We start from the raw sequence: 20,296 nt of genomic DNA, 5'->3' as shown, positions 1-20,296 counted from the left end.
CACTGAAAAGAGTTGTCCACAGCCTCAGTCAAGCACCGAAACGATCGCCTTGGCGAGGTCGTCCATGCCGTCCTCCGGCAGGCCGGCCACGTTGATGCGGCTGTCGCCGACCATATAGACGGCGTGCTCGGCGCGCAGGCGTTCGACTTGCGCCTCGGTCAAGCCGAGCCGCGAAAACATGCCGCGATGGCTGGCGACGAAATCGAAGCGATCGGAGTTGGACTGACGCCTGAGGGCTTCGGCGAAGGCGACGCGCAGCCTGAGCATGCGCAGCCGCATCTCCTCGAGCTCCGTCTCCCAATCCTTTCTCAGGCTGGCGTCCTCCAGCACCATACGCACGGCCGCCGCGCCATGGTCCGGCGGCATCGAATAGAGCGCGCGCGCCGCCGCCAGCATCTGGCTCATCGCCACGTCCGCCTGGGCGCCGTCCTTGGCCATGATCATCGCGGCGCCGACGCGGTCGCGATAGACGGCGAAATTCTTCGAGCAGCTCGAGGCGACGACCATTTCCGGCACCTTGCCGGCCAAGAGCCGCAGACCGGCGGCGTCGGCGTCGAGGCCCTCGCCGAAGCCCTGATAGGCAATGTCGACGAAAGGCAGCAGACCGCGCTCCAGCAGCACGTCGGCGACCTTGGCCCACTGCGCGGCATTGAGATTGGCGCCGGTCGGGTTGTGGCAGCAGCCGTGCAGCAGCACGACATCGCCGCTGTTGGCCGTCCTGAGCGTCGCCAACATCTCGTCGAAGCGGACAGCGCCCGAAGCGGCATCGAAATATGGATAGTTGCGAACCTCGAGGCCGGCGGCGCGCATCACCGGCAGATGGTTCGGCCAGGTCGGGTCGGACAGCCACACGGTCGCGCCGGCGCGCGTGCGCAGCAGAAGCTCCGCCACCAGCCTGAGCGCGCCGGATCCGCCCGGCGCCTGTGCCGCGCGGATGCGCGAATGGTCGGTAGTCTCGCCGAAGGCGAGCTTGATCATGGCGGCGTTGAAGCCGGTGTCGCCGGCAAGGCCGAGATAGGTCTTGGTGTCCTGGCTCGCCAGCAGCCGCTTCTCGGCCTCGCGCACGGCGCGCATCACCGGCGTCCTGCCGTCGATGTCCTTGTAGACGCCGACACCGAGGTCGACTTTGCCGGGCCGCGGGTCGTTGCGATAGAGGCCGATCAGGGCAAGGATCTTGTCGGCGGGCGCGGACTGCAGGGTCTCGAACATCGAAAAGGACTCCAATGGCGGCGGAGTGATACGCAAATCGACCCCGCCGCGCCAGCGGTTTCCTCAGACATGGCGGCACGAAAAGAAATGCCGGGCAGGGGATTAAAATCCCTACATGCTCCGTAAACAGGAGCATGAAAGGGTCGATGGCACGCTTCGATATCGTCGGGCAACTGGGGTCGCTGCGGCGCTACGCGCGCTCGCTGACGCGCGACAGCGCCGACGCCGAGGATCTTGTCCATGACGCGCTGGTGCGCGCCTATGAGCGACGCACGACCTTTCGTTCGGGCGGCAATTTGCGCGCCTGGCTTCTGGCGATCGTGCACAACATCTTCATCGACCGCATGCGCTCACGCCGCTCCGAGGCAGCGCGCATCGAACAGGCCGGCCTTGTTGCCGACCAAAGCATGCCGGCGTCGCAGGACCATGCGGTGCGCCTGTCCCAGGTCCGGGAGGCGTTTCTCTCGCTCCCCGAGGAGCAGCGCTCCGCCCTGCACCTCGTCGCCATCGAAGGGCTGTCCTATCAGCAGGCAGCCGAAGTCATCGGTATCCCGCTCGGGACCCTGATGTCGCGCATCGGCCGCGCGCGTGCCGCGCTGCGCGAGGTCGAAGAGGGCGCGGCGCCGAAAACCAAGCCTCATCTCAGGATCGTGGGAGACGATCAATGACCGCCATTGTCGACCCCGTAACCGATGCCGACCTCGACGCCTATGTCGACGACCAATTGGATGTCGCCCGCCGCATCGAGGTCGAAGCGTTCCTCGCCGCGCGCCCGGAAGCGGCGGCGCGCGTGATGTCTGATTTGAGGACGCGCGACGAACTGCGAGTCGCGCTTGCAGGCCCCATCGGCATGGCGCGTCCGGCCACGACAGAAGCGTCGCGGCGGCTGGAAAGGGCACTTGCCAGGGGACGTATCCTTGCCGTGCTGCAGCGGGCCGCGGCCGCGGCCGTGCTGGTCGCGGCGGGCTGGCTGGCCAACGGCATTTTCGGGCCGATCGCGGTGACCAAGGTGGTCGCCTCGACGCAGCCGCCGGCCTATGTCGAGGATGCGGTCAGGGCGCACCGCACGACTTTGGTGCGCGAGACGATGCCGTCGCAGCAGGAGGCGCCGGACTACGATGCCGACGAGATCCGCGCCGCCACCGCGATCGTCATGCCGTCGCTGCCCGACGACTGGAAGGTTCGCGACGTCCAGGTCTACCCCTCGCAATTCGGGCCGAGCGTCGAGGTGGCGGTCGAGACCAAGGACCTCGGCCTCGTCTCGCTGTTCGCCATCAGGCCCGGCACTTTCGACGTCGTGAAGCCGACGGTCGCGCCCTCCGATGACATTTCAACCGCCTATTTCCAGATCGGCGAGGTCGCCTATGCCGTGGTCGGACGCAGCGGCGCCGGCAATCTCGACCATGCCGCCGAGAAACTCGCCAGAACGCTCTACTGAAAACAGACCCTCTACTGAGAACCAAGGAGAACCAAATGAACAGCCCCAATCTGGGATACCGAACGGGCGCCGGCGTCCAGGCCGGAGCCGTCTATGACGAGGGCCTGCGCAAGCACATGCTGCGCGTCTACAACTATATGGGCCTCGGTCTCGTCGTCACCGGCCTCGTCGCCTTCTTCGTGGCCTCGACGCCCGCGCTCTATGTGCCGATCTTCTCCAGCCCGCTGAAATGGGTGGTGATGCTGGCGCCGCTCGCCTTCGTCATGCTCTTCTCGTTCAGGATGCAGACCATGTCGGCCTCGGGCGCGCAGGCGATGTTCTGGGCCTTCTGCGCCGTCATGGGCCTTTCGCTCGCCTCGGTGTTCCTGGTCTTCACCTCGACCAGCATCGCGCGCACCTTCTTCATCGCCGCCACGATGTTCGGCGCCACCAGCCTCTACGGCTACACGACCAGGCGCGACCTGACGCAGTTCTCGTCCTTCCTGATCATGGGCCTGATCGGCGTGGTCATCGCTAGCCTGGTCAACCTGTTCCTCGGCTCAAGCGCGCTGCAGTTCGCCATCTCGGTGATCGGTATTGCCGTCTTCGTCGGCTTGACCGCCTGGGACACGCAGACGATCAAGGAGCAGTATGCAGAGAATTTCGACGCGGAATCGCAGCAGAAGCTCGCCGTCTTCGGCGCCTTCTCGCTCTATCTGAACTTCATCAACATCTTCCAGCTGCTCTTGAATTTCACCGGCGAGCGCGAATAGGCCGGGCCGCAGCAGGCAACGCTGCTGACCTCGGCATGGCCGGAGGGAAACCTCCGGCCATTTTTTGACTCTGCATCGAGGCATCCACGGCCAAGGTGAGGTGCGGCATGTCCGCCGCGCTTGAGTTCACGCGCGGCCTTTTGCTAGCCTGCCGGCCAGACCAGCCAGCCGCGAGGACGCAATGGAACAACTGACGCTTCACGCTGACGGCATTTCGGCGACCGTCGTCGGGCAGGGGGCCGAGCTGGTCTCGCTGCGCGATGCCGACGGCACCGAGCTTCTGTGGCAGGCAGGCCCCGTCTGGCGCCGTCATTCGCCCGTCCTGTTCCCGATCGTCGGCCGGCTCAAGGGCGACCAGCTGCGGCATCGCGGCCAAACCTATCCGATGACGCAGCATGGATTCGCGCGCGACAGAAGCTTCGCCTGGACGGAGCAGGGGCCGTCCGCCTGCACATTGGTGCTGACCGATGACGCCGAGACCCGGACGCACTACCCTTTCGCCTTTCGCCTGGCCATCGGCTACGAGCTGAAACCCCGGCAGCTCGGCGTGACCTTCGAGATCGCCAACAAGGGCGACGAGCCGCTGCCCGCCTCGATCGGCGCGCATCCGGCGTTCAACTGGCCGCTGCTGCCGGAACTGCCCAAGGAGGCCTACCGGCTGACCTTCGCCGACGATGAGCCGGCGCCGGTCCGCCGGCTGAAGGACGGCCTGCTGCTACCGGACCCGCAACCGACACCAATCGAGGGAAAGAAATTGCCGCTTTCCGAAAAACTGTTCGACGATGACGCCGTCATCCTCGACAGGCCGGCCAGCACCAGCGTGCGCTATGCCGCCGGGCGCGGGCCGGCGATCGAGATATCGTGGCAAGGGTTCAACGAGCTGGGCATCTGGTCCAAGCCCGGCGGCGCGCCGTTCCTGTGCATCGAGCCGTGGCATGGCATCGCCAGCCCCATCGATTTCGACGGCGAGTTCGCTGACAAGCCGGGTGTCATGCTGATCGAGCCGGGCGCCCGGCGCGTGCTGAGCTACCGGATCGGCCTCAACCGGGAGCCATAAGGGCATGGCCTTCGCGATCAAGGCCGAGGTTGAGGATACGCGGGGCGGCGGTTTCGTATGCTGATTCGTATGCTGATCGAGCGCCATGCGCGATCGTGAGAAAGTCGCATAAGATAGATTATGGAACTATCGGGTCGGGGCGCATACCCAGGAATTGCTGCGGCTTTCGCTGCTGCGACGAACTCCGCGGATTACTCCTTGCAACGCTTCGCGACTTCGAGATCTCGACCAAACGGTCGACAGACGAACTGCAGCACGAACTGAGCAGCCGACGCTATCGTTCTGACTCGTAAGGGATTTCGAGAACCATGCCATCATAGGCCGGCACCACGTGATCCGGCGTTTCGGCCATCACGGCGGCGTAGTCGAGTGGCACATGCATATGCGTCAGCACGGCATTCCTCGGTGCCAGCTTTTCGATCCATTCCAGCGCCTGGCCGAGCGACAAATGGCTGGGATGCGTGTTGTACTGCAGCGCATCGATGACCAGCGTGTCGAGGCCGCGCAAACGCTCTGCCGTGGCGGTCGGAAAGTCGCTGATGTCAGGGCAATAAGCGAACCCGCCGACGCGGAAGCCCAGCGAGATGATGTCGCCATGAATCTGCGGCAGCGGCTCAAGGGCGAGGGCGCCCCCCTCGCCTTCGATCACCACCGGCTTCGCGTGGTCGATGATGTGAGCCTCAACGATCGGCGGATAAGAGCTGCCGGGTGGCGTCTCGAAGCAATAGCCGAACGCCTGGCGCAGCCGAAGCATGGTCGGCTCGTCGGCATGGACATCGATGCGATGGCGTTGCTCGAGCACGTAGCCGCGCAGATCATCAATGCCGTGGATATGGTCGGCATGCGGATGCGTGTAGACGACCGCGTCGATGCGCTTGACGGAGGCCAGCAGCATCTGCTCGCGGAAATCCGGCCCGGTGTCGATGACGACCGTGGTACGCGCGCCGTCGGCGGCAATACGCTCGACAAGCGCGGCCGTGCGCATGCGTCGGTTCTTCGGATTCTTGGGGTCGCAATTGCCCCAATCGCCGGTGATGCGCGGCGTGCCGGGCGATGAGCCACAGCCAAGAACGGTAAAGCGCAGCCGGTCGCCCATGCCTCAGCCTGCCGCCACGTCCGGACGCGGCATCTTGGTGAACAACCGGAAGAAGTTTCCGGTGGTGATATCGGCGATCTCGGCCTCGTTGACGCCGATAGTCTCGGCCAGCACCTTTGCCGTGTTCGCCACATAGGCCGGTTCGTTGCGTTTTCCGCGATACGGGACCGGCGCAAGGTAGGGTGCGTCGGTTTCGACGAGCAGCCGGTCGCGCGGGACATCGGCGGCGATGGCGCGCAATTCGGTGGAATTCTTGAAGGTCAGGATGCCGGAAAAGGAGACATAGCCGCCCAGCGCCACGCCGACTTCGGCCAGCCTGCGTCCGGACGAAAAACAGTGCAGAATGAAGGGGAAGGCGCCCTTCCCTGTTTCGTCCTCGAGGATCGCCGCCATGTCGTCGTCGGCATCGCGCGAATGGATGACCAGCGGCAGGCCGGTCCGGCGCGCGGCCGCTATATGGGTGCGAAAGCCTTGCGCCTGCGCATCGCGCGGCGCCTTGTCATAATAGTGATCGAGTCCGGCTTCGCCGATCGCCACCACCTTGGGATGGTCGGAAAGCCGCACCAGCTCGTCGGCGGTGACGTCCAGCTCTTCCGCGGCATTGTGCGGATGGGTGCCGACCGAGCAATAGACTTCATTGAAAATTTCAGCGATTTCAAGGATTTGCTGAAAGCGCCTCACGCGCGTCGAGATCGTCACCATGCGACCGATGCCGGCGGCGAGGGCGCGGGCGACGATAGCCGCCCGCTCCTCGGCGAAGTCAGGAAAGTCGAGATGGCAATGGCTGTCGACCAGCATCAGCTGTTGCCGTCCTGCTCGACATAGCGCGGAAACACGCCCTCCGGCGCCGGCAATGCCGCGCCGGGCACCAGCGCGTGGTCGGCGTGGACATGCTCGAAGGCGCGCTTGTCCGCCGGCACCGCCAACAGGTCGAGCAGCTTGGCAGCCGACCCGGGAACGAAGGGCTGGCAAAGCAGTGCCACACGCCGCACCAGTTCGGCCGTTGTCCACAAGACTGTTTCCATGCGCTCCGGGTCGGTCTTCTTGAGCGCCCAGGGCTCCTGCGAAGCGAAATAGCGGTCGGCTTCGGCAACAACGCCGAAGATCGCCGCCAGCGCTAGGTGGATGCCCTGCTCCGCCATCGCCCGGCGCGAAACGGCCAACGCTTCGATCGCCTGGTCGAGGATCGCCGCGTCGGCCTCGGCAAGGTCGCCGCGCGCCGGCACCTTGCCGCCACAGTTCTTGGCGATCATCGACAGCGACCGCTGCGCCAGATTGCCGAGGCCGTTGGCGAGATCGGCATTGGTGCGGTTGACGATCGCTTCATGGCTGTAACTGCCGTCCTGGCCGAACGGCACCTCGCGCAGGAAAAAGTAGCGCACGCGGTCGAGACCGTAATGTTCGACCATGGCGAACGGGTCGACGACATTGCCGACCGACTTCGACATCTTCTCGCCGCGGTTGAACAGGAAGCCGTGGGCAAAGACCCGTTTCGGCAGCTCGATCCCGGCTGACATCAGGAAAGCCGGCCAGTAAACGGCATGGAAGCGCACGATATCCTTGCCGATGATATGCGTGGCCGGCCAAAAGCTCCATTTCTGGGACTTGGTATCGGGATAGCCGGCGGCGGTGATGTAGTTGGTCAATGCATCGACCCACACATACATCACATGCTTGTCGTCGCCGGGCACCGGAACGCCCCACTTGAAGGTGGTTCGTGAGATCGACAGATCCTTCAGGCCGGACTTGACGAAGCTCATCACCTCGTTGCGGCGCTCCGCCGGACCGACGAAATCCGGCTGACTTTCATACAGCGCCAGCAACTTGTCCTGGTAGGCGGACAGCCGGAAGAAATAGCTTTCCTCCTCGTTCCATTCGACAGGCGACCCAAGCGGTTCGCGGCGCACACCATCCTCGCCGAGCGTGGTTTCGCTCTCGTCGAAATAGGCCTCCTGCCGCACCGAATACCAGCCGCTGTAGCGGTCCAGATAGATGTCGCCATTCGCGGCCATCGCCTTCCAGATCGCCTGGCAGGACGCGTAGTGGCGTGGTTCGGTCGTGCGGATGAATTCGTCATTTGAGGCGCCGAGGGTTTCGGTCATCGAGCGGAAGATTGCTGAATTGCGGTCGGCAAGCTCTAAGGGCGTGATGCCTTCCTTCTCGGCCGTCTGCTGCATCTTGAGACCATGCTCGTCGGTGCCCGTGAGAAAGAACACGTCCTTGCCGTCCAGCCGCTGGAAGCGGGCCAGTGCGTCGCTGGCAATGACCGTATAGGCATGGCCGATATGCGGCTTGCCATTCGGATAAAAGATCGGGGTGGTCAGATAGAATTTTTCGCGTGCCATGGATGAAATCGCCATGAATGTCTGAATGGGAAGTGTGGCGGTGGATATCTCATCGAGACGGCGATTGCCATCCCGAGGACAAGGGCGCATTCACATTCGCATCGCAGAATTCAGGCGGTCGATCATGGTCAGGGCATGCTGCTTCTTGTCGAGGTTGTAGGTCTCGGCCTCAGATATCGTGTTCAACGCTTCGTGCCAAGCCTCGGACAGCGATTTGGCCCTGGCGAGGTCGCCGGCCAACGCCGCTTCGCTGGCGGCGGCCGAAAGCAGGTCGAGCGCGCGGCGGTTGAAGATGTCGAACTGGATAGCCTGATCGCGTCCCGCCACGGCCTCGGCAAGGCGGTGGGCGCCGGCAATGTCGGGCTTCCTGGCCGCCACCAGCGTGTCGAGCGCGCCGGCGATCTCCAGCCCGCCATATTGGGTGAGGAGGATCGCGTTGCGGGCGCTGCCCCCTGCCCGCTCGGCAAGTGCTGCGCGCGCGGCCGGATCGTCCGGCGGCGGCGGCTCGACATTTTCCAGCACCGACATCAGCTCGCCGGCGGCCAAGGGCGCCAGCCGCACCATCTGGCAGCGCGAGCGGATCGTCGGCAACAGGCTGCCCGGCGCATGCACCACCAGAATGAACAGGGTGCGCGCCGGCGGCTCTTCGAGATTCTTGAGCAAGGCATTGGCGGCGTTGACGTTCATGTCGTCGGCCGGATCGACGATGACGACGCGGTAGCTGCCGTCATGCGAGGTCATCGACAGGAAGCGGCTGACCTTGCGTATCTCGTCGACGGTCAGCACCGTCTTGAAGCTCTTGGTCTTGTCGTTGGCCGGACGGGTGAGGTGCAACACCGAAGGATGGGCGCCGGTGGCAATCTGGCGAAACAGCGAGGAGGCCGGATCGGGAACGGCGAGCGCGTCGGGCGCCGTCTTGAAATCCGGATATCTCAGGAGATGGTGCGCCATGTGGAACGCCAGCGTCGCCTTGCCGATGCCTTGCGGCCCGGCGAAAATCAGCGCATGCGGCAGCTTGCCGGCGCGGTAGGCGCCGGCAAGCATCCCTGCCGCCGTCGCGTGGCCGATCAGCCGCGGCGTTTCAGCCGGCTCAGGCACGCCGTCCAGCGTGTCGTGCTGCTCGGGGGCGATGCGTTCGAAGATCATGCCGGCGCCGTCTCAATCCTTTGCGCCGGCATCCGTTCTTCCAGCGCCGCGAAGACGGCGGCGGTGACGACATTTTCCACCGTATCGGGATCGGCGGAAGCGTCGATGACGATGCAGCGCGCCGGCTCCGCCTCGGCGATGGCAAGGAAAGCCTCGCGCCGCCGCCGGTGGATGGCCAAGGTCTCCTTTTCGAAGCGGTCGGCGGCGTCACCGGCGCCGCGCCGCGCGGCCGCCCGCTTCAGGCCTTCAGCGGGATCGATGTCGAAGATCAGCGTCATGTCCGGCATCATGCCGTTGATGGCCACTGCCTCCAGCGCCTTCATGAAATCGGCATCGAGGCCGCCCGTGACCCCTTGGTAGACGCGCGAGGAATCGATGAAACGGTCGCACAGCACGATCGAGCCGCGCTCGACCGCCGGCCGGATGACCTGCTCGACATGGTCGGAGCGCGCGGCGGCGAACAGGATCGCCTCCATCTTTGGGCCGAACGGCTCGGCCGCCCCGGACAGGAGCACATGCCTTACGGCCTCGGCGCCGGGCGATCCACCCGGTTCGCGGCTGACCAGCACCTCGTATTTCTTGGCGCGCATGCGCCGCGCCAGCCGCTCGATCTGTGTCGACTTGCCTGCTCCTTCGCCGCCCTCGAAGGTGATGAAAAATCCGCTCGCCAATCGAGACTGCCTTTGCCCGTGCTGGCCGCTGTCATAGCTCCCGTCCGACAAAAGGTCCACGAACTTGCCCGATCACAAATGTTTCTGACGCAGCCAGCCGACAGCGAGTTCCTTGGCCGCGTCCAGCGCGCGCTCCGGCAGCGTGCCCACTTTCACCGACTCGGCTGCATAGAGCGGCGTCTGCTGGCTCAGCATGTCGCCTATCCAAACGCGCAGTTCCCCGACCGGTTGCCCTTCCTCGACCGGCGCCGATACCGGACCCTGGTAGACGATCCTGGCGGTCAGCTTGTCGCGGTTGGCGATCGGCAGAAAGATGTCTACCGGACCTTTCGCTTTCAAGGCCAGGCCCGACTTGGCACCGCCGAAAACCTGCGCTTCGCCGACCACCTCGTCCTTGGCGAATATCTCGGTCTTCTGGAATGACCGCGAGCCCCAGTCGAGCAGCTTGCGCGCCTCTTCGGAGCGTTCGCGGTCATTTGCCAGTCCGCTGAGAGCGGCGATCACGCGCGTGCCATTGTGGCTGACGGTGCCGACCAGGCCGAAGCCCGCCTGCTCGCTGGCGCCGGCCACGAAGCCGTCGGCTTCGATGCCCATGGCGATCAGCGGATTGCGGTTTCTCTGCGAGATCTTGTTCCAGGTGAAGTCCGGCTGGCCGTAATAGTGGAAGAACTCCGGATAGTCGCGCCACAGATGCAGCGCCAGCATCGTCAGCTCCCGCACCGTCGTCTGCTGGCCGTCCGCCGGCAGGCCGGTCGAATTGGCGAAGGTGGATTTCGAGAGGCCGAGCTGGCGGGCGCGATCGGTCATCTGGGCGGCGAAATTCGCTTCCGAGCCCGCCATGCCCTCGGCGAGCACGATACAGCCGTCATTGGCGGCCTGCACGGTGACGCCCTGGATCAAATCCTCGACGCGGACCTCGGATTTGAGCTTGGCGAACATGGTCGAGGTCCCGGACGGCGCGCCGCCGGTGCGCCAGGCGTTTTCGCTGACGACGAAAGTGTCGTCGAGCGTGATCCGCTTCGACTTGATGGCGTTGAAGACCATTTCCATCGTCATCAGCTTGGCCATCGAGGCCGGCGGGATCGGCTTGTCGGGGTCCTTGGCGAAGAGCACGGTGCCGGTGTCGGCATCGATCATGAACGCCTGCGTCGCCTTGGTCTCGAAAAGCTGCGCGCATGCAGGCGCGGAGCAAAGCAGCGCCAGCACCAATCCCAGAAGGCTGGCGAAAGGTGGAAAAAGGCGCAATTGCATGAAATGTCGACCCAATCTGGGCAATGCCGGAAAGCGTGGAGCCACCCGGAATTGCGCAAAACTACCCCGCGGCCAAGCTATCAGGGTTTTTTCGACCGGATCAACGGGCCGCGCGAATTTGATCAGTTACGCACAGCCAGTGCATCCGGCGCGCCATGCGACCAGGCTGCCTGAAGCAGGTCGTCGATGCTGCCATGGCCGTCCGGATAGACGTTGACCGCATACCAGTCATTGCCGTCGAGCTCGGTGCGCTGGATCTCGGCCCGGCCGAACGGCTCGAGCGCCGCGGCCACGCGCTTTGCCTCCGCGGCCTCGTCGAAGGAGCCGGCGGCGACGTAGTCGGATGCGGGCGCCTGTTCCTGACGGTTCGATTTCCGCCACGACTGCAGGACATCGGCCGGCGACATGCCGCCGGCATCGAGCGCCGCAAAGACATCGGCGCGCTTTGCCCGTTCGTCCGCGTAAGACAGCGAAGCCATGGCGAAGGGCGAGTTCGACGGGAGCGTAAGATCCGGCCGTTCCGGTACGATCGGCCCGAAATCGGGCAGCACGACATCGCTGGCGCCCTGCACCGAGAATGCCACCGGCTGCACGGCCGGCTGCTCCGACAGGCCCGGCTGCGCGGCAAAGGCCTCCCCGGAATTGGTCAATTGGCCAGGGAACGGCACGGGGGCCGGCGGCGCGCCCGCCGGCAGGCTCGGCGATGGGCCGTTCATGGCCACCATCACGCCGGTCGGCAGGCCGTCCGAAGGATCCGGCCGGTTGTTGCCGGGATGGTACGAGGCTACCAGATACCGGTCGTCATCGCCGTCGAGCGGCGCGCGGCCGACATATTCGACTTTGACCCTGGCCGTGCCAACCTTGGCATAGTCGAGCATCTGCGCCGCGCGTTCGGAGACGTCGATGATGCGGCCTTCGTGATAGGGGCCGCGATCGTTGACGCGCACGATCACCGAGCTGCCGGTCTCCAGATTGGTGACGCGGGCATAGCTCGGCAGCGGCATCGTCGGATGCGCCGCCGTCAGATGCGTCATGTCATAGATTTCGCCATTGGCGGTCAGACGGCCGTGGAACGCATCGCCATACCAGGAAGCAAGCCCGACCTTGGCGTAGCCCTTGTCTTCCTTGGGATAGTACCACTTGCCGCGCACCTGGTAGGGCTTGCCGAGCTGGTCGCGGCCGCCGCCGCGCCGCATGAACTGGACACGCGGGCTCGCTTTCACGCCATATTCGGATTCGGCGAAATATTCCTTGGAGCGGGCCTTCTTGTGGACCATCCCTTTGGGTTCGGGCTGCGAGGCGCAGGCAGCCAGCAGCACGCCCGAAAGGGCGCACAGGGCGAAAACAGAAGCGCGACGAAGACGCGGGCGCGCCGAAATCTGCATGTTTTCGATTGTCCCCTACCGTGTTGTCACCCGACGGGGCCAGAAGTCGCCCACCAGGCCAACACCTTGATCCCCAATCCCTTTTGCACAGGAATTGCTTATCACGATGTTAATCGATTATGGCCGCAACAGGGCGAGATTATGGCGAGAGGCGGGTACCACCACGCTCGGAAAATCCGCGCTCTTCGAGAATGCCCTGCTGCCAACAACGTCGACCCACAAGATCGACGGCATCAAATCCGAATAAGAACAAAGGTTGTCCGCTAGTCCGCCCGCGCATCGGACGACACCTGCTGGGCCGTCGCACGAGACAGCATGTCACGCTTCGTCAGCACGGGTTTCTCGTAGGTTTTCTTCATGATTGCCCCCTATTTGAAATATTAGCAAATTGAGATTGACAGGCTCTTGACGGCACTGTCAATGCAACGAACTGGCTGTCCCCGGCTCCGCAAAACAATGGATTGAGCCGTTCCTGCGATTGACAGGTCTTTGCGCGTCGCACTAGAGCATGGGCGCTCTCGATCCTGTCGGCACGGCCTTTGGCACCAACAGGACGAAGCGCCTCGTGAAAATCACGATGGAGGGATGGCCGAGCGGTTTAAGGCACCGGTCTTGAAAACCGGCGTGGGCGCAAGTTCACCGTGGGTTCGAATCCCACTCCCTCCGCCACGTCAAGCGTCACCCATCTCTCGGGAAGGCATTCGCGGTCGAGCTTCGCAGGATCCGCGCGATCCTCGGTCGAGTTTGGTCGCCAGTCCCTCTACCAGTTCACCTTGAGACCGACATCGCCGCCATAGCTCTGCAAGCCGTCACCGAACTTGCCGTCGAAGGCGGCGAACATCGACGTGTTTGAGCTCCAATTCATCTTCAGTCCGGCATTGACCGCAACCGCGTCCTCGGCGGCCGAGGCGCCCTGGATGACGAAGGAGGTGCCCGGAGCCGCCTGGAAGCTTGGCTTCACCGAGCGGTCCGGCTCGAACTCATGCACCCAGGCCGCGCGGCCCCAGGCCTGCAGCGACTGGCCGTCGCTGACGCCGATCGTGGTGTCGAGCTGCAGGCCCAGCGAGACTGGCAGCGAGGTGACGACGCGGTGATCGAAGCTCAGCCCCAGCGCGCCGCCGTCAGGCGACGTCTCGTCGAAAGAGTCCATCGACAGGAATGCGAACTGCAGCCCGGCGAAAGGCGTGATCGCCCCTTCGCCTACCTGCTGCCGCCAACCGGCCTCGACGTTGGTGCCGAAGCCGGCGCTCAGGAAGTTGCTACGCCAGTTCTCCGGCGTGATGCCGGCCACCGGGTCGATCGGCGAGTCCGAACCGGGCACGGCCGTGGCCCGGTGGATGTTGTTGTTGTAGAGGCCGAAGGCAAGCGCGCCGTCGATATAGAACTGGTCCCATTTGCGCGTGACATAGGCGCCGGCCTGGGCGCCGACGATGTTGCCGGAAGTCTGCCGGTCGTCGACGGCAAATGAACCCGCCGAGCCGCCCAGCGCGAAGCCCACCAGCATGTCGGGATCGCCGGTGGTCTCCATGCCCGCGGCGAGATTGCCGCCCCTGTAGGTGTTGCCGGCGCTGCCCGCTGCCGCGTCGCCGCTGATCTCGCCGCCATTGCCGCCGGCGCTCGCCCAGTGGCTCCAGCGCCGCTGGTCGGGCTGCATGGCCTTGAATGGATTCTGTTTGGGTTTCGCCGGCTCGTCATAAGCCTGCGGTGCCGCGGTGACATCCGTCGGGTCGATACCCAGGCCAGTGCGCCAGAAATCGGCCTGGCGCCCCATCGAGGCGAAGAAACTTGCATACGCGCCGAACTGCGGTTGCTCGACACCGGAAACGCCCTCGCCCGAGATCGAATCATAGACGGCGCCAAGCTGCTCGACCGTCGGAATGTAGAACAGCGCCTCGGCGATCTTCTGGAAATCCGGCGAGGTCGGGCCACTCTGGATGGCATTGACCGCGTTGGCGACCGGGATCTGGTTCCCGGTCAGGCCGGTGGGGGCGAAGGTTATGTCGACACCGAGATAGACATTGTTAACGTCAGGATACTGCAACTGATATTGCGCGACCGCGCTTTGGATCGAACTCAGCTCCAGTCCAGTATGCGCGACACCACCGTCGGCATGCAGGATGTGGAACGTCTGGCTGCCTGGCTTCGCCGCGGCTGCATCCATGATGTTGAGGTCGATCGCGCCGCCGAGATCCGCGGCGCCGGCGACGTTAATGAGGTCGGCTTGCGGGTCGAGGTCGACGTCGAGCTTATAGGCGCCGGTCGAAGCCTGGTTCCAATTGCCGACGAGGTTGGTCGTCATCACATTGTTGTCGCCGCCCGGCGAGAAATAGCCGCTGTCGGCGAACAGGTTGCCACTGCCGAGTTTGGCATCGGCGCCGGCATTGAAAGTGGCGCTGGCCGCATTGGTGAAGCTGTTGGCGCCTGCGCCGAGATCGAAGGAGCCGGTGACCGTGCCGTAATTGGCGACCGCCTCCTTGCCGTCGCCGGACAGGATCGCCCAGCCGCCAGCCGTGCCGCTCGCGGTCGCGATCGTGCCCTTGTTGCTGATCGTGTTGTTATTGCCGTCGATGATCCAGACGCCGACACCGATATGGCCCGCGTCGGTGGCGCCGCCCACGACCTTGCCGGCTGCGCTTGTCAGGTTGATGGCAATGTCGCCATTGCCGTCCACGGCCTTGCTCTGCGCGACGATGGCGTCGGTGCCTGCCGCATGGGTGACGACCGAACCGGTCAAATCCACGGTGACGTTGCCGGCCGTGCCGAGATAGGTCTGCGTCGTGTCCTTCTTGCCGCCATTGCTCTGGGCGAAGATGCCGATGGAGCCATCGCCATAGGTATCGATCGTGCCCGCATAGTCGACAAGGACGATGCCGGAATCGCCGGCGTCGCCATTGCTGCCGACGGCCCAGTTTGTGACTGTGTGGACGCCCGGTATCAACTCGTTGCCGAGCGTACCGAGGATGCCGCCGCCGCCGCCGACCGACTGCGCGAAGATGCCCGCCGAGGATGAGCCGTGGGTGATGATCGCGCCATTGCCCTCGACCGTGACGTCCTTGCCCGAACCGCCATTGCCGCCGCCCTGGCCGAAGGCCAAGCCGATGCCGAGGTTGAGCGCCGGTACTGGACCCAGACCGTTCGCCAGCACACGATCGACGTTGCCGGCAACGCCACCGCCGCCGCCAACCGACTGCGCGAAGATGCCGTTGGAGGCCGCGCCGAAGGTCTCGATCTTGCCGTTGCCGTTGTTGATGACGTTGACGATGCCGCCATCGCCGCCGCTGGAGCCCTTGCCGCCGACGCCGACCGTGCCGGTGGCACCGATATTGGCCTTGCCGCCGACACCGCCGCCGCCGCCCACCGACTGGGCGAAGATGCCGTTGGAGTTGCTGCCCTTCGTGGTGATGTTGCCGGTGTTGGTGACCTCGACATCGCCGCCAGTGCCTGACCCGCCGCCGTTGCCGCCAACGGCGGCGCCAAGCGCGCTGTAGATTTTGGTCTTGCCGAAGAGCACGTTGGCGATCAGCGCCGCCGGGACCGGGATCAGCTCGTCCGTGCCGAGGATGCCGTTGCCGCCTGCGCCGCCGCCGCCGCCGACGCTCTGCGCATAGATGCCGTCGGCAAGCGAACCGTTTGTCGTGATGCTGCCGTCATTGGTGACCGTCACGTGCCCGCCGTCGCCGGCCGCGCCGCCCTGCCCGCCGACCGCGACCGACATGGCGACGTTGATCAACGCGTCCGGGGGAGCCTCGCCCTTGCCGACCAGCACGTTGATCGAATTGGCGCGGCCGCCGATGCCGCCGCCGCCGCCGATCGACTGCGCAAAGATGCCATACGCACTGTTGCCGGTGGTCACCGTATCGCCGGCGGTGTCAGTGTTGGTGGTGATGAGGCCGGTCTCGATGTTGCCGTGGTTGTTGACCGTGACGTCCTTGCCGTCGCCGGCGAGCGCGCCATTGCCGCCAATGGCCACCGAGATATTGGTGTTCTGCGCACTCGAACTGGTCGCGTTGGCCCAGCTTCCGACCGCCGTGATGGCATTGCCGCCATCGCCGCCGCCGCCGCCGGCGCTCTGCGCGAAGACACCGGCCGAATTGCTGCCATAGGTCCGGATGACCGCCCAGTTGTTGACTGTGACGGTCGAACCGTCGCCGCCGAGCGCGCCCTGGCCGCCGACTGTAACGCCGATCGACGCGAGCGGCAGGTTGCTGTTGTTGATGCCGAGATTGACACCGATCGCAAAGCCGCCATCGCCGCCACCGCCACCGATCGACTGTGCCCGGACGCCGTCGGCGCCGAGACCGAAAGTGGTGACGGTGGAGCCAGGGACGATCGCGCCGAGCGCGTCCTTGCCCGCATTGACGATGACGGCGCCGCCGTTCCCGCCTGTCCCGCCTGTACCGCCGACGGCGACTGATATATTGGCGCCCGGCCCCATTGAGCCGGAGCCCGCTCCGGCATAGCCGCCGGTGCCACCGCCGCCGCCGACCGATTGCGCCCAAATGCCGTGAGCCCCCGTGCCACGGGTGGTGATGTCGCCGCCATTGGTGACCTGCACCGTGTCGCCTATGCTGCCATCGCCGCCGCTGCCGCCGACCGCGACCGAAACGGCAACCGCCGGGATCTCTTCCGGATCAGGCGAAACCGCGAGCGAGAAGGCGATCGCCCCACCGCCATTGCCTCCGCCCCCGCCGACCGACTGCGCGAAGATGCCATAAGCCTTGATGCCCGTGGTGCTGATATCGCCTTGGTTGTCGACTGTGACGGTGCCGCCGCTGCTGCCGTCGCCGGCATTGCCGCCGATGGCGGCCGATATCGCGCCGACCGCGAGCGCGCCTGCGATGGAGAAGCCGCCATTACCGCCGCCGCCGCCAATGCTCTGCGCGTTGATACCGATCGAACCGTCCGCATGGGTGATGATCGAGGAGGCGTTGTTGACTGTAACGGCCTTGGCGATGCCACCCGCGGCTCCCTTGCCGCCGAGGGTGACGGTCAGCGCGACAGCGCCGATCGTGCCGCCGCCGGCAAAGCCGCCATTGCCTCCGCCCCCGCCGACCGACTGCGCGAAGATGCCGTAGGCCTGGAGGCCGTAGGTCTCGATCGTGCCGCCCGTGGTGTTGACGGTGACGATGTCGCCGCTGCCTCCGACGCCGGCAGCGCCGCCCATGGCGAGGCCGAAGTTGAATGCGCCGCCGCCGCTCACCGCGACGGCGCCGCCGCCATCGCCGCCGCCGCCGCCGACCGACTGCGCGAAGATGCCATAGGCGCCGTCGCCCTGAGTGGTGATGTCGCCCTTGTAGTTGACGGTCACGTCCTTGCCGTCGCCACCAGGGCCGCCTTTGCCGCCGAGCGCGAAGCTGGCGCCGGCGCCGGAGGTGCCGCTCGATACCGCGACCGCAAGGCCTCCCCTGCCGCCGCCACCGCCGACCGACTGCGCGAAGACGCCGTAGGCCTTGGCGCCTGTCACGACGGTTTGGCCCAGATTGTTGGTGGTGCGCGTGCCGGTGGTGATGTCGGAGGCGAGGAGGCCGCTGAGATTGCCCGGCGTGGCCACATGGTTGACCTCGACCGATCCGCCATTGCCGCCCTTGGCGCCGGAGCCGCCAATGGCGATCGCCACGGCTTCACCGACAGTATACGAGCCGCCGCCATTGCCGCCGCCGCCGCCCAGTGACTGGGCAAGAATGCCGACCGAATTGTCGCCGGTTGTCGTCAAGCTGTTTGAGGAGTTAACGGTGACGTTCTGGCCGTCGCCGCCCCCGCCCCCAGAACCGCCGATGGAGAAAAGGCCACCGCTGGAACCACCATCGCCGCCGCCGCCGCCGATCGACTCCGCCTGGATGGCGGTGCCTGCCGTCATGATGACGCCGGTATTGTTGACGGTAACCTCGCCGCCGTTGCTCGTGGCGCTGCCCTTGCCGCCAATTGCGACCGCGCCGCCGCTGTCGCCGCCATTGCCGCCGCCGCCGCCGACAGACTGAGCATAGATGCCGCGCGCCTTCGGTCCGGTTGTGAACAGCGTGCCGTCATTGTTGACGGTGACCGAGCCGCCGATGCCGCCCGCGGATCCGTCGCCGCCGATGGCGACGAGGCCACCGCCGTTCGAGCCCGAGCCGCCGCCGCCGCCGATTGACTGGGCCACGATCGCGTCAGCGCCCACGTCATGGGCGTCGGGATTGGTGCCGCCAAACGTTCTGATGATGGTTCCTGCCGCATTGTTGACGACGACGGTGCCGCCGTCCCCACCGGCCGCGCCGGTGCCGCCGATAGCGACGAGGCCGCCGACATCGCCCGCCGCGCCGCCGCCGCCGCCGATCGACTGGGCGAAGATGCCATACGCGCCGATGCCATGGGTGGTGATGTCGCCGCCCAGATCGTTGTTGACTGTGACGGTGGAACCGGTGCCACCGCCGCCGCCGAGCTTGCCACCGAGCGCGACGATGCCGCCCGCATCGCCAGCGTTGCCGCCGCTGCCGCCGAGCGACTGCGCCCAGATGCCATGCGATTCCTTCTGCGATGTCTCGATGACGCCGCTATTGGTGACGGTCACCGTGCCGCCATTGCCGCCTGAGGTGGCCGATCCGGGCAGGCCGACGATGCCGAAGCTGTCGCCGCTGCCGCCCCCAGCGCCGCCGATGGACTGGGCAAGGATGCCGGGTGACTTCTGGCCGGTCGTGACGATGTGGCCGCTATTGATCACTGTTACCGCGCCGCCCGTGGTCGCCGGGCCGCCCGAACCGCTGGGGCTGAGGATGTAGCCGCCGCCGCCATTGCCGCCTTTGCCGCCCTTGCTGAGCGCAAAGATGCCGGGCGAATTGGTGCCGCCGGTGGTCAGGTCGACCGAATTGTGCAGCGTGACGGAGCCACCGGCGCCGGCCGCGCCGCCATCGTAGGGGCCGAGCGCTCCATAGGCGTCCCCACCATTGCCGCCATTGCCGCCGATGCTGGCGACTGTGACGGCAGGCGTGTTGTCGGCATCGTTCCCATAGGGACCATCGACGCCGCCGACCAGCGTGATGTCGACGGTCGGGCCGTTGCCGCCGGGGCTGCCGTTGGACCCGTCGTAACCGATGGTGATGCTGCCCAGCAGGCCAAGGTCGATATGGACGCCATAGCCATTGCTTCCGCCCGCGCCCTGCGTACCAACCTGACGGTTTACATAGACTTCGCCATTGGTGTTGCTGCTGCTGCCGCCGTTACCCGCGGAGCCCGCTGCGCCGCTGTTGTCGAAGATGTTCGGCTTATAGGCGTCGATAACCGTCGTCGGATGATTACTGTCAGTCTCGTTTTCGACCGTGAAATCGAGAATCAAATTGGTGACGGGGTCACGCGTTTCGCTAGTGACCTTATAGGTGATTCCACCTGAGACATACGTGTCGTTCAGCGCGGCCGGCGCATTTACCAGGATCGCGTTGTATTCGACGACCGATCCGACGGTAACCTTGGTGAGTGCCCAGCCAGAGCCGAGATCTCTGTCCACCGTCTCCAGCGCGCCGGTATCCGGGTTGGTGATCTGCTGGCCCACCACGATAGGAACGGCCACCGCCGCCTCCGCGCTGAACAACAGGAGCGAGGCCGCGACGGCGGCGATTGCAACTGGATCGTTATGACGGGCACGCAATACACGTCCCAGGCCGAACTTCGACCCTTTGGCCGTCTCGATCTTCGTCATTGCCGCAGTTCCCCCCGGGCCGTCCAACCAGCCCGTCCCCGTCCGGCCATGGCGTGACCCAAGGGAAGCGTGTTGTCAACTTCGCTCCAACCATCAATACCCGAGTGATTTCACGGATTTGTTATCGGCGCCAAGTAATCCGGCTTACGACTGGTTGCGATGAAAAGTATTGAACCATTTGGATTTCCTGATTTTTTACCGCAGGTAAATTCACCCGATCGATGTCCCTGCCAGCCCCGCCATGCGACGCGCATGGCGCCCGCGCACGCGGCCGGAT

At 65.3% G+C, this 20,296-nt stretch carries 13 protein-coding genes and 1 tRNA gene; 5 read left to right on the top strand and 9 right to left on the bottom strand.

What is annotated here, in order from left to right:
* Positions 1-24: 24 nt before the first annotated feature.
* Positions 25-1,209, bottom strand: coding sequence for an amino acid aminotransferase (locus FJW10_RS24895; RefSeq protein ID WP_140902038.1), 1,185 nt, complete (start codon positions 1,207-1,209; stop codon positions 25-27).
* A gap of 146 nt (positions 1,210-1,355) precedes the next feature.
* On the opposite strand from FJW10_RS24895, the gene FJW10_RS24890 reads away from it, so the two are divergent.
* The 4 genes from FJW10_RS24890 to FJW10_RS24875 all read left to right on the top strand — a co-directional run bounded on the left by FJW10_RS24890 (position 1,356) and on the right by FJW10_RS24875 (position 4,456).
* Positions 1,356-1,877, top strand: a complete 522-nt coding sequence (locus FJW10_RS24890) for a sigma-70 family RNA polymerase sigma factor (protein WP_181177660.1) — start codon at positions 1,356-1,358, stop codon at positions 1,875-1,877.
* Positions 1,874-2,647, top strand: coding sequence for an anti-sigma factor (locus FJW10_RS24885; protein ID WP_140902036.1), 774 nt, complete (start codon positions 1,874-1,876; stop codon positions 2,645-2,647). Before FJW10_RS24890 ends, FJW10_RS24885 begins: the two co-directional genes overlap by 4 nt.
* A 35-nt stretch (positions 2,648-2,682) precedes the next feature.
* The gene (locus FJW10_RS24880) at positions 2,683-3,399 is read left to right on the top strand and encodes a Bax inhibitor-1/YccA family protein (protein ID WP_140902035.1); all 717 of its coding nucleotides are present in this window, start codon (positions 2,683-2,685) and stop codon (positions 3,397-3,399) included.
* 181 nt (positions 3,400-3,580) lie between these two features.
* Positions 3,581-4,456: an aldose 1-epimerase family protein gene (locus FJW10_RS24875; RefSeq protein WP_140902034.1), complete on the top strand. Its 876-nt coding sequence runs from the start codon at positions 3,581-3,583 to the stop codon at positions 4,454-4,456.
* Between the two features lie 274 nt (positions 4,457-4,730).
* Here FJW10_RS24875 and FJW10_RS24870 read toward each other — a convergent pair whose 3' ends face one another.
* The 7 genes from FJW10_RS24870 to FJW10_RS24840 form a co-directional block, all read right to left on the bottom strand.
* Positions 4,731-5,552, bottom strand: a complete 822-nt coding sequence (locus FJW10_RS24870) for an MBL fold metallo-hydrolase (RefSeq protein WP_140829862.1) — start codon at positions 5,550-5,552, stop codon at positions 4,731-4,733.
* A 3-nt stretch (positions 5,553-5,555) separates the two neighbouring features.
* Positions 5,556-6,350 carry a TatD family hydrolase gene (locus tag FJW10_RS24865; protein ID WP_140902033.1) on the bottom strand — a complete coding sequence of 265 codons (795 nt, stop codon included), beginning with the start codon at positions 6,348-6,350 and terminating at the stop codon, positions 5,556-5,558.
* Positions 6,350-7,897, bottom strand: coding sequence for a methionine--tRNA ligase (gene metG / locus FJW10_RS24860; protein WP_140902032.1), 1,548 nt, complete (start codon positions 7,895-7,897; stop codon positions 6,350-6,352). The genes FJW10_RS24865 and metG overlap by 1 nt, the downstream gene beginning before the upstream one ends.
* Before the next feature lie 90 nt (positions 7,898-7,987).
* Positions 7,988-9,043: a DNA polymerase III subunit delta' gene (locus FJW10_RS24855; RefSeq protein ID WP_140902031.1), complete on the bottom strand. Its 1,056-nt coding sequence runs from the start codon at positions 9,041-9,043 to the stop codon at positions 7,988-7,990.
* Positions 9,040-9,714, bottom strand: coding sequence for a dTMP kinase (tmk, locus tag FJW10_RS24850; protein WP_140829874.1), 675 nt, complete (start codon positions 9,712-9,714; stop codon positions 9,040-9,042). The genes FJW10_RS24855 and tmk overlap by 4 nt, the downstream gene beginning before the upstream one ends.
* A 72-nt stretch (positions 9,715-9,786) precedes the next feature.
* Positions 9,787-10,965: a D-alanyl-D-alanine carboxypeptidase family protein gene (locus tag FJW10_RS24845; RefSeq protein ID WP_140902030.1), complete on the bottom strand. Its 1,179-nt coding sequence runs from the start codon at positions 10,963-10,965 to the stop codon at positions 9,787-9,789.
* A gap of 122 nt (positions 10,966-11,087) precedes the next feature.
* On the bottom strand, positions 11,088-12,350 hold the full coding sequence (locus FJW10_RS24840; RefSeq protein WP_140902029.1) for a septal ring lytic transglycosylase RlpA family protein: 1,263 nt from the start codon (positions 12,348-12,350) through the stop codon (positions 11,088-11,090).
* Positions 12,351-12,929: 579 nt separating this feature from the next.
* Here FJW10_RS24840 and FJW10_RS24835 point away from each other — a divergent pair.
* Positions 12,930-13,019 (top strand) — tRNA-Ser (locus FJW10_RS24835).
* Positions 13,020-13,110: 91 nt separating this feature from the next.
* Here FJW10_RS24835 and FJW10_RS24830 read toward each other — a convergent pair.
* Entirely contained in the window at positions 13,111-20,019 is a 6,909-nt protein-coding gene (locus FJW10_RS24830; protein ID WP_140902028.1) for a hypothetical protein, read from the bottom strand.
* Positions 20,020-20,296: the final 277 nt, after the last annotated feature.

It is taken from the genome of Mesorhizobium sp. B4-1-1 (assembly GCF_006439375.1).
Lineage (GTDB): Bacteria > Pseudomonadota > Alphaproteobacteria > Rhizobiales > Rhizobiaceae > Mesorhizobium.
This window is presented reverse-complemented; position numbering and strand designations above follow the sequence as displayed.

Coding starts and splice junctions, on each gene's coding strand:
- FJW10_RS24830 (WP_140902028.1), bottom strand. CDS start 20,019: ATGACGAAGATCGAGACGGCCAAAGGGTCGAAGTTCGGCCTGGGACGT.
- FJW10_RS24845 (WP_140902030.1), bottom strand. CDS start 10,965: ATGCAATTGCGCCTTTTTCCACCTTTCGCCAGCCTTCTGGGATTGGTG.
- FJW10_RS24895 (WP_140902038.1), bottom strand. CDS start 1,209: ATGTTCGAGACCCTGCAGTCCGCGCCCGCCGACAAGATCCTTGCCCTG.
- FJW10_RS24880 (WP_140902035.1), top strand. CDS start 2,683: ATGAACAGCCCCAATCTGGGATACCGAACGGGCGCCGGCGTCCAGGCC.
- FJW10_RS24890 (WP_181177660.1), top strand. CDS start 1,356: ATGGCACGCTTCGATATCGTCGGGCAACTGGGGTCGCTGCGGCGCTAC.
- FJW10_RS24865 (WP_140902033.1), bottom strand. CDS start 6,350: ATGCTGGTCGACAGCCATTGCCATCTCGACTTTCCTGACTTCGCCGAG.
- FJW10_RS24870 (WP_140829862.1), bottom strand. CDS start 5,552: ATGGGCGACCGGCTGCGCTTTACCGTTCTTGGCTGTGGCTCATCGCCC.
- FJW10_RS24855 (WP_140902031.1), bottom strand. CDS start 9,043: ATGATCTTCGAACGCATCGCCCCCGAGCAGCACGACACGCTGGACGGC.
- metG (WP_140902032.1), bottom strand. CDS start 7,897: ATGGCACGCGAAAAATTCTATCTGACCACCCCGATCTTTTATCCGAAT.
- FJW10_RS24840 (WP_140902029.1), bottom strand. CDS start 12,350: ATGCAGATTTCGGCGCGCCCGCGTCTTCGTCGCGCTTCTGTTTTCGCC.
- FJW10_RS24875 (WP_140902034.1), top strand. CDS start 3,581: ATGGAACAACTGACGCTTCACGCTGACGGCATTTCGGCGACCGTCGTC.
- FJW10_RS24885 (WP_140902036.1), top strand. CDS start 1,874: ATGACCGCCATTGTCGACCCCGTAACCGATGCCGACCTCGACGCCTAT.